Below are 13,568 nucleotides of genomic sequence, written 5' to 3' on the forward strand. Positions count from 1 at the left end.
CATTCGCCTTCTTTTTAATTATTTTCAAAATAGGAATCAACCAACTCCTGAATCCTACCTTCTTTAGCAGCAGGAATAGTATCTTCTAGAACAAAGTTCTTTCTACTGATATCTTGAGAGAGATTTCCAAAGATAAAATTAGTCGAGATATTATAGATAATCTCTGAAGGTGCAAATCCATAAACTTGATTTTCCAAGATATGTTTTAAGCGTTCCTCAGAATTTGGAAAAGCATCTTTCAAACCTTCGCTATTATATAGTCGCTTAACAAGTTCAGCAATATAGAGTCCTGACTTCATGTACAAATCAATAAATGTCTTAGATGGATCATCAAAGATACCTGGACTTTCTTTTTCAAGGTCATCCACCATTCTCTTCACCACTCGTTTAGGAGTGAAAATCTGGTTAGTTTTCTGCGGTGGAATATAGTCAAAGATATCTTCTTTTTGATCTTTAAAATAATCTGCCAATTCCTCTTTCTTACGAAGAAATTCTTGGATTGCTTCATCAAATGTTGCTCGATCAAAGAGATGTCCTGCAAAATCTGGTCCACCATCTCTCAAATAACGAAATTGATCAATCGTAATACCAGTCACTTCAAAGAAAACATGCTCAGGAACAAAGGTATCAAAATTATCAAGTGTTAGAGTTTGATCACCATAAGCCATAATAAAACTTGGGATGGTTCGTGCAAATCCACGAAGATGGTCACGAATCTCATCTTGAGCTGATTGTTTCAACTGCTCAACACGTTTTATCTCAACCTGTTCAATAAACTTCTCAGGCATTTTTTCCACTTCTTTTTTAAGTGTTTGCTCTAGTTTTTCCTTGTGAATAAGATTGTTTTCTTCTAAACGTTTATCAAAATCTTCTTGAATCTTATCCTTTTGCTCCTTATCAACTGCTTCATTGATTTGTTGTTGCAATTCTTCCCTGATATGAGCTTCAGAAATTTTTCTTTCGATATCATTTTTTCGAATTTCATTCTCAAATGTTGCTGTAATTTGCTTCTTGATTTGATCTGTTTCTCGAGTTTTTAGGTTGTATTCACCTTTCAAATCTTCTACAATCACTGAAGAAACTGTCTTGCTCAAATCATTAACCAGCTGTTTTTGAGTTCTGTCCTCATCCTTAGTGAACAAATCTGTCACAGATTGACTAAGTCCATAGACTTTTTCACCAAAAAGTCGCATTTGCTGATTAACTACAATTTCATGGTCAACTACTTCATTGCCCTCATCATCTACTGTAACATCTGAAAAGTCTAATAGTTCAGAAGATGTTTGTAACTTCCCTTCCTTTTCAACTGGGAGTTCATTTAAAATGTCTAGAACTGTTTGACTAGCTTGGAAAATACCGCTGATATTATCAAATAATAGATTGGACATAAAGCCTCGTTTAAGAACTTCTCTAGCTTTTATCTGGCGAGGAATGGTTAGAACTGCCTTAGCATCAATTTCAACCATCTTACCAGCACGGTCTTCTGCTATGACAGGGAAGAAATTTAGTAATTCTCTAATGTTTTCTTCGCGAGTTGCTGAAGTTCCTCCACCTCCTGCAGTTGCAAGTGATAAGTTATTCGCAAACTCATCAAAGAGAATTAAGGTTCTTTCTGGAGCAAAGTCAAATACATAAGCTCTTTCTTTGCGGAAGTGATTTCCTTTCTTATCACTCCATGAGTATGGATTTTGAGCACGGAAAGCAGCCTGCATATAAAGGGCGGGTGATTTTAAGTTTGATAACATCAATACCCCTGTCCATTCAGGGATGGTAACCCCTGTCGTCAACTGACCGACGGATAGGGTAATAGTTTTGTCATTCTCCGCTATCGCCTTTCTAACCAAATCTAAGGATTTGAGTTTGACTTTATCGTCTTCTTCGGACATACGTCCATCACCTGCAGCTAGAACAATCTCATAGTTTTCATAAATTGCGTGTTCTTCTAGTAGTGCTTTTAAAGCTTTAGCTGAGGCTACACGTTCTAACAGCCAAAAAGTATGCTTGAGTTCATTACGAAGTTCTTTGGTTGAAAATGGATACTTTTCATTGCTTGATAGAGTATTTAGCCAATTTCTGACATCTTGCTCATGGATAAATTTCCCTTTATCATCTGTAGCGAAAAATTCACTCAAGTCAAAAGCATAGTCGATATTCTCTCCATCAAGTTGAGCCCCTTTTTCTAACTCCTCACCAATCATCTGAGACATTTGATAGGTAAAGAGATTTAATTGAGGCAAGCTCTCATATGGATTTTCCTCTTCTTGCTCAGAAGACCAAGTCGATTTAGCAGACTGTTCATCCGCATAAGACCAGTTGTAAATCTGCTCCTCGGTAAACTCTCCCTTTGCCAATGCTTTAAATGGAGTTCCAGAAAGGTGTAATGTAAAGTTTCGACGGATATTATTAAAAGCTTGATCTGTCTTGAAGGTATCAACTCCTTCGTGAGCCTCATCGATAACCAATAAATCCCAGTGGAGATCTGTAACCCATTTAAGTTTGTTATGCTCTCCACCTAGATAAGCAGATCCTTTCAAGTCTTGGAGACTGATAAAAGCAAGTTGTTTTACATCGTCATCTAAAATACCAACAAATTCTTTTCGTGACAAGGTTGGCCGATTTTTAAGACTGTCTGATTCTGAAACAAACTTGTAAGTCGTTTGACCTGCTATGAATGTTTCAAAATCATCATACCATGAGTTAGCTATTGCAGGTCTGTTAGTTACGATTAGGACATTGACAGCATCCATTCGTCGAGCTAGGTCGTAGGTAGATAAGGTTTTACCAAAGCGTGGCTTGGCATTCCAGAGGAACTTACCTCCTGGATAATTCTTGAAATAAGCTAAGGTCTTAGCAACTGCTTCTTCCTGCTCTTGCCGCAGAGTATAGTCCTGTCCTTGACCAGGCTGATAACCAGACAAATCATGCTGAACAAACTTATCAAAAAGATTTTTAGATTTCTCAGGTGTCCCATTAAAGTAAAACCATTCCGTCTTAGGGCGACGTTCCACATCATGGAACGAAAGGAAATGGTGGAAATCATGGTCCTTAAAAGTCTTTCCCTTATCAGGTTCTTCCGTATAGGCTGCATCCCCAGTCCATAAGACATCCGTATCTATATGAGCAGTATGCGTTTGTTCTTTAATCCGTTGCGTGACATCACGCTCTGTATAACCAATTTTAATCCATCCCTCATTACTAGTTACTGTAGGAGTGGTGTAGGCATAGATTTTAGGATGAATCTCTTTAGAAGTTTTAATTTCTACCATCAATCCATCTCCCTTACATGAGTCTCAATAAAAGCAATTTCTTCAGGAGAAAGATCATATTTTTGATAGAGCTGGCGGTCAATATCAGCCACTGATTGCGTCCAATCAATGTCCGAATTGACCGTGAAGTCTTGGAGTGGAACGTAATACCAAGTTTTGCGTGAGTTATGCTGAGTAACTTTCAAAACACCTAATAATACTCTAGCGAATTTAGTTTTAATAAATTTAATACAAGCATCGGCTTCAAATTTTGTTTTAAAATTACCAATAGATAAAAAAGTATCTGTATGCCCGATTAGGGGTTCCCCGATTAGGGGTGTTGATAATACTTCACCTAAGGCACCACTTCCATTAGCTTCTGGTACAAAAACATTATAATTTTCGAATGTTTCCGGTAAATCTAAATATTTTTTATTAATATATCGATAAACACGTTCGGAACCAATTCTTCCAAGTAGAGCAACATGGTCTTTTTCTTCTTTGTTTTTGAAAACAAAATCTAACTGAGTTAGTGATTTCGAAACAATTTTATTTTTTGTCCCTTTTCCTTGCAGATTTTCAGCATTTGGATAATCAGAAAAAAGTTGATTTGAAAATCTATAAATACCTTGAGGATAAACTAAATCAGAAAAAGTTTTAAAGTCTGGATGTTTTTCGATTTTTTTTACAATACTATTCAAAGATTCAAAAATAGTAAATACTCCGATTGGTCCCAAATCTTTATCAGCATCACGATAAGTTATTGCTACTCCACCCTTTATATCCGTTCCTGTAAATACTTTACCGCTTTTAAGTTCATAGAATTGAACTTTTAAATGCTTGTCTTCAAGCATCTTTTCCATCCAATTTTTAGGGGTTTGACCAGCTTTAAATAAAAATCTTGCTGGAGTGATTAGTATCGATTTATCTGCGATTTTAATAGCTTCATCAATAAAAAAGTGATAAACTGGTTCATCCCTAGCTTCTCCTGTTTCCTGATATGGCGGATTTCCTATCACGACATCAAATTTCATTTCACTTTCCTCACTAGATAGGCGCTCAAAACCTATCATTTTATTCTTTTTCCAGTCTTTGATTTGGGTTTTAGATTCTTCTGCTTGTTCTACTTCCAGCTCATCGGAAAACAAGCTTAACTGTTGAGATTGCCCTTGGCTAGCTGAATAAGGACTGTTTTTTTTCAGTCCATCCATCTGAAAGACATTGTAAGAGATGATGGTTGCAATCTCTTTCTTCTGCTCTAAGGTCGGTTGATTTCCAGTCTTTGCAAGATAGTAGTCCTCAAATGTTGCTAAAAGATTTTCACGCGCCAAAAGCAGAGAATCTCCTTGATACTCATAGCCATAAGAAGCTCGATAAGCTTTTTTTACAAGTTCATAGAAGGTGGCTTCATCTAAGACTTCACGACTAATGCGCTGCAATTTTCTATCAACAAAACCAACTCGCTCAGATAATGGAATCTCCTCACCAGTCACTGTATCATAGCGAGTAACCATATAAGGTGCTTCACCACAGGTAATTTCTAGCCAGCGCACTTGGATATAATCTTCAAGATTCAGAGTTTCAAGTTCAGCTTCAACGTAACCATTTTGCTTTTCAACTAACCAAGTTGGCGTAAAAACTTCGGCTCTAATCTTAGTTCGGTCTTTTTGCTCATACTTAGACTTTTCTGATCTGGGTTGAATCAAGTTTGCATAGGTTCCCGTCACCTTACTTGGATTGATACGATCACTTGGAGCAAATCCCTTCCCTAACAATTCATAAGAATGTGTCGCCCAAACAATATTTTTCTTGGTCGTTCGATCTTTTAAAAGAATTTTTAATAAGTCAGCCGATTCTTTAGATAAACTTTCTTCACTAATATCTATTGTCATAAGCAACCTCTCTTATATTGTAAGCCCTATTATATCATATTTTAAAGAATGAAAATTTACTTGGAAAAAAGTAATTCAATAAATATCTCTCCGATGACCAACTTCTAAAGTAGCAATGACTAATTCATCATCTACAATTTGTACGATAACTCGATAATTACCAATTCTATAGCGCCATTGACCAACGCGATTACCAACCAAAGCCTTTCCGTGTCGTCTTGGGTCTTCCAAAACATTGGTTTGTAAATAGTTTGTAATTATCTTCTGCGTATAACGATCCAATTTTTTCAATTGCTTGATGAAACGTCTTGTTGGAACTAATTTATACAAATTATTCATCCTCCAAGCCTAAATCATGCATCATTTCTTCCCAAGTAATGGGTTCAACTCCTTTTTCCAAGTCTTCTAAATACTCTTGATAGGCTAAATCTGCCACACGAGCATCGTATTCATCTTCTAGAGCTTCAAGAGTTTTGGTGCGGATAAGTTCCGACAGGGAAACCCCTTCAAACTTAGCCATTGCTTTCATAAATGTTTTATCAGCTTCAGAAACTTTTAATGTAATAGTAGTCATCTTTTGCACTCCCTTTTTTAATAGTAACACCATTGTATTACTTTTTAGGTGTTCAGTCAATATAAAAAGAACACCTTCTTAGCGTTCTTTCTATATATCTGTCAATGGTGTTGCGGTATCTGGTGAGGTATCATATACCTTAAAGTCTATCCCAACTCCAAGATCAGCTTGAGCCAACTGATTTACCATGGTCATATGAGCCAGTTCCTTGATATTGTTCTCCTTAGATAAATGACCAAGGTAGATTTTCTTAGTGCGGTTTCCCAAGGTACGAATCATAGCTTCAGCACCGTCCTCGTTAGAAAGGTGACCCAGATCCGATAGGATTCGTTGTTTGAGTCGCCAAGCGTAAGAACCTGCTCGCAAAATCTCTACATCATGGTTGGACTCGATAAGATAGCCATCTGCATTCTCGACAATTCCTGCCATACGGTCACTAACATAACCTGTATCTGTCAAAAGGACAAAACTCTTGTCATCCTTCATAAAGCGATAGAACTGCGGTGCGACTGCATCATGACTTACACCAAAACTCTCGATGTCGATATCTCCAAAGGTTTTTGTTTTGCCCATTTCAAAGATATGCTTTTGCGAAGAATCCACCTTGCCAAGATACTTGCTATTTTCCATAGCCTGCCAGGTCTTTTCATTGGCGTAAAGATCCATACCATACTTGCGAGCCAACACACCGACTCCATGGATATGGTCTGAATGCTCATGGGTAATCAAAATGGCATCCAAGTCTTCTGGCTTGCGATTTATTTCAGCAAGTAGGCTGGTGATTTTCTTACCAGATAAGCCTGCATCCACTAAAAGTTTCTTTTTTGGCGTTTCCAGATAAAAGGAATTTCCACTGGAACCCGACGCTAAAATACTGTATTTAAAGCCTGTTTCACTCATTCTGGTCTTCTATTTCGTCCTCCCATACTTCTTCCTTCACTGCATCCTTATCATAAGGGAGCACAATGGTAAAGGTTGATCCCTTACCATATATACTCTTGGCCCAAATAAAACCATTATGTTGTTTGATAATTTCTTTAGCGATAGACAGTCCTAGCCCTGTTCCACCTTGAGCACGGCTTCTAGCACGATCCACACGGTAGAAACGGTCAAAGATACGTGGCAAATCCTGCTTAGGAATACCCAATCCTTGGTCTGAGATGGATAAAATCATCTGATCATCAGTCGTCTTCATGGTCACTGTGATTTTTCCACCATCTGGAGAATATTTAATGGCATTGTTGAGAATATTATCAATCACCTGCGTCATCTTGTCTGTATCAATTTCAATCCAGACAGACGTAATCGGATAATCTCTAACCAATTCATATTTCTTTTCTTCGTCTGATCCCCTCATCTTATCAAAGCGGTTAAGAATAAAGGTAATAAAGGCTGTGAAGTTAATCAGTTCCACATCTAGGTGACTAGTTGCATTATCAATTCGAGAAAGATGGAGAAGGTCTGTCACCATCCGCATCATACGGTTGGTTTCGTCTAGAGACACCTTGATAAAGTCTGGTGCAACAGGTTCTGACAAGGCTCCCTCATCCAAGGCTTCAAGATAGGATTTTACACTAGTCAGAGGCGTCCGTAACTCATGACTAACGTTGGAAACAAAGAGTCTTCGTTCGCGTTCTTCCTTCTCCTGCTCCGTCGTATCATGCAAAACAGCTACCAAACCTGAGATAAATCCAGACTCACGACGCACCAAGGCGAAGCGTACACGAAGGCTCAGATACTCACCATTGGCATCCTGAGAATCAATCATGAGTTCAGGAACTTGGGTAATCAAATCACGAAGTTCATACTCATCTTCAATCTTAAGTAATTCTAGAATACTTTTATTGAGAACATCTTCCTTCTGAACACCTAGCTGTTTCTTAGCCATGTCATTAATCATAGTAATCTTACCACGACGATTGGTCGCAAGGACTCCGTCCGTCATATAAGAGAGGATACTATGTAATCGTTTACTCTCTTGTTCCAGATTTTCTTGAGTCAAACGGATTACTTCTGATAAATCATTGAGATTATTGGTAATATTAGTGATTTCAGAGCTTCCCTGCATATCCAATACCTGAGAATAGTCTCCTGCAATCAGGTCTTTCACCTTTTGATTAATTTGCTTCAACCGAATATTATCTCGCCGATTTTCTAGCAAAAGCAAGGTAACAATCAAGATAAAACCCAATAAAATTAAAATGAAGATAAAATCACTAGCAAGAATATTTTTTCTAATAAATTCAATCATTATTTCTCATATAATAACCAACACCGCGACGTGTTAGGATGTACTCTGGACGACTTGGTGTATCTTCAATCTTCTCACGCAAACGTCTGATAGTTACGTCAACAGTCCGAACATCTCCGAAATAATCATAACCCCAGACCGTTTCAAGCAAGTGTTCACGGGTAATCACTTGACCAATATGAGAAGCCAAGTGATACAAAAGCTCAAATTCACGGTGGGTTAAGTCTAGTTCTTCACCGTATTTTTTAGCTACATAAGCATCTGGTACAATCTCCAAGTCCCCAATTTGCAAGGGTTGGGTTTTCTTTTCATCTGACTCTTGATTATCTACAGAAACCAAGTCCGTACGACGAAGAAGAGCTTTAACACGCGCCTGCAACTCACGATTTGAGAAGGGTTTGGTTACATAGTCATCCGCTCCAAGCTCTAAACCAATAACCTTATCAAATTCACTGTCTTTAGCAGAAAGCATGATAATAGGCACACTACTTGTCTTGCGAATGGTCTTAGCAACTTCTAAACCATCAATTTCTGGAAGCATCAAATCCAGAATAATAATATCCGGTTGCTCTGCTTCAAATTGTTCTAGTGCTTCACGACCATTAAAAGCAGTTACAACCTCGTAACCTTCCTTGGTCATATTAAACTTGATAATATCCGAGATTGGTTTTTCATCATCTACAATTAATATTTTTTTCATTTGTTCACCTTTTTCTCTACTATTATATCAAAAAAATAACAAGAAGACACAATAGCTAGTCTTTGCTATTGTCTAAGTTGGCTTGTGCATAAGCCTGCCAGATTTTTTGTTGGGGTTTGGCAAGTGGGTAATTCTTAAACTCTTCTGGTGAAAGCCAGCGAACTTCCCTATCTGAAAAGTTATGAAAGTCAGTCACCTGGCCTGCTACAATTTGAACATGCCACTTGCGATGACTAAAGATATGCTTGACAGTCTCAAAATAAATATCAAGCCAATCAACATCTAGGTCATAGTCCTGCTGGAAACTCTCTTCTGGACTGGGACCAAAGTTCACGCTTTCTTCTGCAACCTGATGAAAGAGGTCAAACTGCTCTCCTTGCGAAAAGTTATCAACTTCTATCAAGGGGAAATGCCAAAAACCTGCCAATAGCTTTTCACTTTCATTTTTTTCAAGTAAAAATTGTCCCTGAGTATTTTTGACCACCAAGGCTTTAAGATAAATTGGAACAGGCTTTTTCTTGGGAGCCTTAATTGGATAACGGTCCATTGTGCCATTCTGATATGCCGCACTAAAGTCCTTAACTGGGCTTTCTTCTGGTCTGGGATTTACAGGCGCCTCAATATCAGATCCTAAGTCCATCAAAGCTTGATTAAAGTCACCAGGCCTTTCTGGGTCAATCAAGATTTCCATCATTGCCTGAAAAATTTTACGATTACTTGGAATCCCAATATCGTGATTAACTTCAAATAGACGTGCCAAAACACGCATGACATTACCATCTACAGCTGGCTCTTGCAAGTTAAAAGCAATACTGGAAATCGCTCCTGCTGTGTAAGGTCCAATTCCTTTCAAGCTGGAAATTCCTTCATAGGTGTTTGGAAATTGACCACCAAAATCAGTCATAATCTGCTGGGCTGCAGCCTGTAAATTACGAACTCGAGAATAATAACCCAAACCTTCCCAAGCCTTCAACAAACGCTCTTCAGGCGCATTCGCCAAACTTTCTACTGTTGGAAACCAGTCCAAGAATCGTTCGTAATAAGGGATAACCGTATCCACCCTAGTTTGCTGGAGCATAATTTCAGACACCCAGATATGATAAGGATTTTTACTTCTACGCCACGGTAAATCTCTTTTGTTTTCATCATACCAAGCGAGAAGTTTCTCACGGAAAGAAATGATCTTCTCCTCCGGCCACATGACGATACCGTATTCTTTCAAATCTAACATATCTCTAGTATAACACAGAAGATTCTAACTGTCCTTTTCCTAGTATTAGTACTCTTCGAAAATCAAATTCAAACCACGTCAACGTCGCCTTGCCGTACTCAAGTACAGCCTGCGGCTAGTTTCCTAGTTTGCTCTTTGATTTTCATTGAGTATAAAAAGCCTCTTCCCAAAGGAAAGAGGACTAAATCTTATTGATGAACAGCTTGGGCTGCTGTGATAAGGGTCAACTTGTAAACATCATCTGCATTACATCCACGAGAAAGGTCGTTAACTGGCTTGTTCAAACCTTGCAAAACAGGTCCTACAGCCGCAAAGCCACCAAGGCGTTCTGCCATCTTGTAACCGATATTTCCTGCCTCGATACCTGGGAAGATGAAGACATTTGCTTGACCAGCTACCGTACTTCCAGGAGCTTTCAGAGCTGCAGTTTCAGGAACAAAGGCTGCATCAAATTGCAATTCCCCATCTATTTCAAGGTCAGGACGCAAGTCGTGAGCAATTTTAGTTGCTTCTACAACCTTATCAACACTTTCACCAAAACCTGAACCCTTAGTAGAATAGCTTAGCATAGCAATTTTAGGCTCGATTCCAAACATCTTAGCTGTAATTGCTGAGTTGATTGCAATTTCAGCCAAGGCTTCAGCGTCTGGATTGATATTGATGGCACAGTCCCCAAAGAGGTAACGCTCCGTACCACGAACCATGAGGAAGGCACCTGAAGTACGAGTTACATTTGGACGAGTTTTGATGATTTGAAGAGCTGGACGAACTGTTGAAGCTGTTGAGTGAATCGCTCCTGACACCATTCCATCAACCAAGCCCAAGTAAACCAACATAACACCAAAATAGTTGACATCTTCAACCAAAACCTTGCGTGCATCTTCTTCAGACATTTTGCCCTTGCGACGCTCCACTAAAGCAGCAACCATTTCTTCAAATTTATCGTAGTGTTGAGGGTCGATGACTTCATAACCGTCCTCAATACCTTCGATTTCAAGATAAATTTTAATTTTTTCAGGATTTCCAAGCAAAACAGGAATCACTTCTGTTTCTTTTACCAGGCGTTTAGTCGCTTGAAGAATACGAGGTTCTTCCCCTTCAGGGAGAACGATACGAGCATTTTTACCAACCAAGTTGGCTTTGAGACTTTCAAAAACTTCCATGAGTTTTCTCCTTTAAGATAATAATTATACTCTGAAATAGTTTTTATAGAGTATTAGTTGATAACTGAGTAATAAGGTTGCTAAAATCATCCGGCAAGGGACTTTCTAACTGCAAGTCTTGCTCTAGAAAAGGATGATAAAAAGATAGGTAATGGCAATGCAGGGCCTGACGTTGGATGCCGTCGTCCAGACTACCACCGTACAAATCATCTCCCAATAAAGGAAAACCAATATAAGAAAAATGGACTCGGATTTGGTGGGTTCGACCAGTGTGCAGGCGAATGTCTACCAAATGAATATTCCCATAAGATGCTACAATCTTGTAAGAAGTATGAGCATACTTTCCACCTTTAGCTACGCGTCTGATAATAATAGAGTCTTCATCACGCGCAATCGGAGCAATAATTTCACCCTTTGATTCCAAATATCCATCACCTTTAACCAAGGCAAAGTAGCGTTTCTCGATAGATTTCTTCTGCAACTGCTTGTCTAATCGTGCATGGGCATAGCCGTGCTTAGCAAAGAGCATCAAGCCAGAAGTGTCCCTATCGAGCCTAGTCACAATGTGAACCTGCTGATTTTCATAGTTTTTCTTGACGTAGTAACCCTTGATAAAATTGGCAATGGTATTGGAGTGATTGACACTAGGAATAGAAGCCACTCCATAGGGTTTGTTTAAGACTAGAAAATGGTCATCCTCATAGAGAATGTCTAATGGTCTCTCGATAGCTTCTAGAGTTTCAAAGCCTTCCTCAGCAGGAATATCAATGGTAACGTGGTCTCCAATATCCAATAGATACGTTGCATTTTGTGGTTGATCATTGACCAGAATAGCTCCGCCTCGAAACTTAATCTTAGCTAGTAGCCCCTTAGAAACCTCGTGCTTTTTTAAGAAGGTCTTAACCTTGACATGCTCATCTGCGATAAATTCAAACCTCATTCATCCACCTCGCCGATAAAAGCGTCCTTAACACGATTCCAGAAACTGGTATGGCTCGGTGATGCGACAAAGTGAATCTTATGATGGTCGATTTGATACTCAATACGCTCAATATTACGGAAAGAATAAACGCTATTGTCAACCGAAATGGTATGGTAATCGTTTCTCGTTGGAATGAGTTCAATCTTATCCTTCTTAGGAACAATAATAGATGAACCCAAGGTTCGATAGACACGATTATTAAGACTAGCAATTTCCGTTAATTGCAAAGCTTCAATGGTAGGGTGTAAAACAGCTCCACCAAGTGATTTGTTATAGGCTGTACTACCAGTCGGTGTCGAAACTGTTAGCCCATCTCCACGAAAACGTTCAAAGTGGACACCGTTAATCACAACATCCGCCACCATGGTTCGATCAGACCTGCGGATGCTGGCTTCATTTAATGCTCTGAAAATCTTCACTTCACCATTTTCAAGAAAGACCTTCACATTTAGAACAGGGTAAGAGACTCTTGCTCCGGTATCTAGCTGCAAATTAGTCACTAGCTTATCCAACTCAAAATCACGGTAGTCCGTATAGAAGCCCAAATGTCCAGTGTGAACACCAATGAAGCGGACCTTGTCAAGCTGGTTTTCGTACTTATGAAAGGCCGACAAGAGCATACCATCCCCACCGATGGAAATAACGATATCTGGATTGGTATCATTGAGTATAAACTGATTTCTCTTCAAACGATCTCGCAATTCATACAAAACCCTTTGACTCTGCGGTTTTCTATTAGCTATCAGGTCAATTCTTTTACCTGTATTCTTCATCTGTATCGTCACTGTTTCCTACACCATCATTTAATTTTCTACTCAAAGGATCAAAAAGTGCCTGGGCTTCCTGGATATCATCTCGAATTTTACCCATTTCTTCATCCAACTGATGAGCAATCTTGGCTGTAATTTCCAGTCGCTTCTTTATCTCCTCTGGGAAATCCCCTTGGTACTTGTAGTTGAGAGAATGTTCTATCGTTGCCCAGAAATTCATGGCCAAGGTACGTATTTGAATTTCCGCCAAAATGGTTTTAGCACCATTGATAGTGTCAACCGTATATTCTACTACCACATGATAGGAACGATAGCCTGATGCTTTTCGATGAGTAATGTAATCTCGCTCCTGTATGATCCGCATATCCTGACGCTTGCGCAAAATCTCCACTACTTCCTTGACGTCATCTACAAACTGAACCATCACACGCAAACCAGCAATATCTTGCAAATCGTGCTCTAAGGTCGCATAAGTAATGCCACGCCGAGCCATTTTTTCCCTGATGCTCTCAATTGGCTTGACTCGGCCAGTCACAAACTCAATCGGAGAATGCCTATTTTGCTTACGATATTGCTTCCGAATACCACGTAGTTTAATCTTTAACTCACCAACAGCTTGAATGTAAGGATCTAGAAATTCTTCCCATTCTAAGGTCATATATTCTCCCTTGTTCTCATATTATCCTTCAAAAATATCTTTGATTTTTTCTCCAGATTCATATACAATAAATACAATGCTTATTATACCATAAATCCGCTT

At 38.9% G+C, this 13,568-nt stretch carries 12 protein-coding genes; all 12 read right to left on the reverse strand.

The genetic code is table 11. The features are described 5' to 3' along the window. Positions 1-14: 14 nt before the first annotated feature. A complete protein-coding gene (locus ACLNCP_RS06780; protein WP_424844219.1) occupies positions 15-3,269 on the reverse strand; it encodes a DEAD/DEAH box helicase family protein in 3,255 nt (1,084 codons plus the stop codon). Next, positions 3,266-5,137 (reverse strand): Eco57I restriction-modification methylase domain-containing protein, encoded by a 1,872-nt coding sequence (locus ACLNCP_RS06785; RefSeq protein ID WP_424844220.1) that lies wholly within the window; start codon positions 5,135-5,137, stop codon positions 3,266-3,268. Before ACLNCP_RS06785 ends, ACLNCP_RS06780 begins: the two co-directional genes overlap by 4 nt. A gap of 75 nt (positions 5,138-5,212) precedes the next feature. Further along, a complete protein-coding gene (locus ACLNCP_RS06790) occupies positions 5,213-5,467 on the reverse strand; it encodes a type II toxin-antitoxin system RelE family toxin (RefSeq protein ID WP_004239453.1) in 255 nt (84 codons plus the stop codon). Position 5,468: 1 nt separating this feature from the next. Beyond that, positions 5,469-5,711, reverse strand: coding sequence for a type II toxin-antitoxin system RelB family antitoxin (gene relB / locus ACLNCP_RS06795; protein ID WP_000208079.1), 243 nt, complete (start codon positions 5,709-5,711; stop codon positions 5,469-5,471). A 90-nt stretch (positions 5,712-5,801) separates the two neighbouring features. Beyond that, on the reverse strand, positions 5,802-6,611 hold the full coding sequence (locus ACLNCP_RS06800; protein ID WP_000004960.1) for an MBL fold metallo-hydrolase: 810 nt from the start codon (positions 6,609-6,611) through the stop codon (positions 5,802-5,804). Beyond that, positions 6,604-7,962, reverse strand: coding sequence for a cell wall metabolism sensor histidine kinase VicK (gene vicK / locus ACLNCP_RS06805; protein ID WP_424844221.1), 1,359 nt, complete (start codon positions 7,960-7,962; stop codon positions 6,604-6,606). The genes ACLNCP_RS06800 and vicK overlap by 8 nt, the downstream gene beginning before the upstream one ends. Beyond that, positions 7,955-8,662: a response regulator YycF gene (gene yycF, locus ACLNCP_RS06810; protein ID WP_000722072.1), complete on the reverse strand. Its 708-nt coding sequence runs from the start codon at positions 8,660-8,662 to the stop codon at positions 7,955-7,957. The genes vicK and yycF overlap by 8 nt, the downstream gene beginning before the upstream one ends. A 55-nt stretch (positions 8,663-8,717) precedes the next feature. Beyond that, positions 8,718-9,893 (reverse strand): A/G-specific adenine glycosylase, encoded by a 1,176-nt coding sequence (mutY, locus tag ACLNCP_RS06815; RefSeq protein WP_424844222.1) that lies wholly within the window; start codon positions 9,891-9,893, stop codon positions 8,718-8,720. Positions 9,894-10,081: 188 nt separating this feature from the next. Next, positions 10,082-11,056 (reverse strand): phosphate acetyltransferase, encoded by a 975-nt coding sequence (gene pta / locus ACLNCP_RS06820; protein WP_000451571.1) that lies wholly within the window; start codon positions 11,054-11,056, stop codon positions 10,082-10,084. Positions 11,057-11,099: 43 nt separating this feature from the next. Continuing rightward, the gene (locus tag ACLNCP_RS06825) at positions 11,100-11,996 is read right to left on the reverse strand and encodes an RluA family pseudouridine synthase (protein ID WP_424844223.1); all 897 of its coding nucleotides are present in this window, start codon (positions 11,994-11,996) and stop codon (positions 11,100-11,102) included. After that, positions 11,993-12,811 (reverse strand): NAD kinase, encoded by an 819-nt coding sequence (locus ACLNCP_RS06830; protein ID WP_000799056.1) that lies wholly within the window; start codon positions 12,809-12,811, stop codon positions 11,993-11,995. The genes ACLNCP_RS06825 and ACLNCP_RS06830 overlap by 4 nt, the downstream gene beginning before the upstream one ends. Next, positions 12,795-13,466, reverse strand: a complete 672-nt coding sequence (locus tag ACLNCP_RS06835; RefSeq protein WP_000171692.1) for a GTP pyrophosphokinase — start codon at positions 13,464-13,466, stop codon at positions 12,795-12,797. Before ACLNCP_RS06835 ends, ACLNCP_RS06830 begins: the two co-directional genes overlap by 17 nt. Positions 13,467-13,568: the final 102 nt, after the last annotated feature.

Source organism: Streptococcus sp. CL6.35 (assembly GCF_049737915.1).
Taxonomy (GTDB): Bacteria; Bacillota; Bacilli; order Lactobacillales; family Streptococcaceae; genus Streptococcus.

Bases quoted from the DNA above. Each gene is read 5' to 3' on its own strand.
- ACLNCP_RS06785 (WP_424844220.1), bottom strand. From the start codon at position 5,137: ATGACAATAGATATTAGTGAAGAAAGTTTATCTAAAGAATCGGCTGAC.
- pta (WP_000451571.1), bottom strand. From the start codon at position 11,056: ATGGAAGTTTTTGAAAGTCTCAAAGCCAACTTGGTTGGTAAAAATGCT.
- vicK (WP_424844221.1), bottom strand. From the start codon at position 7,962: ATGATTGAATTTATTAGAAAAAATATTCTTGCTAGTGATTTTATCTTC.
- mutY (WP_424844222.1), bottom strand. From the start codon at position 9,893: ATGTTAGATTTGAAAGAATACGGTATCGTCATGTGGCCGGAGGAGAAG.
- relB (WP_000208079.1), bottom strand. From the start codon at position 5,711: ATGACTACTATTACATTAAAAGTTTCTGAAGCTGATAAAACATTTATG.
- yycF (WP_000722072.1), bottom strand. From the start codon at position 8,662: ATGAAAAAAATATTAATTGTAGATGATGAAAAACCAATCTCGGATATT.
- ACLNCP_RS06825 (WP_424844223.1), bottom strand. From the start codon at position 11,996: ATGAGGTTTGAATTTATCGCAGATGAGCATGTCAAGGTTAAGACCTTC.
- ACLNCP_RS06800 (WP_000004960.1), bottom strand. From the start codon at position 6,611: ATGAGTGAAACAGGCTTTAAATACAGTATTTTAGCGTCGGGTTCCAGT.
- ACLNCP_RS06830 (WP_000799056.1), bottom strand. From the start codon at position 12,811: ATGAAGAATACAGGTAAAAGAATTGACCTGATAGCTAATAGAAAACCG.
- ACLNCP_RS06835 (WP_000171692.1), bottom strand. From the start codon at position 13,466: ATGACCTTAGAATGGGAAGAATTTCTAGATCCTTACATTCAAGCTGTT.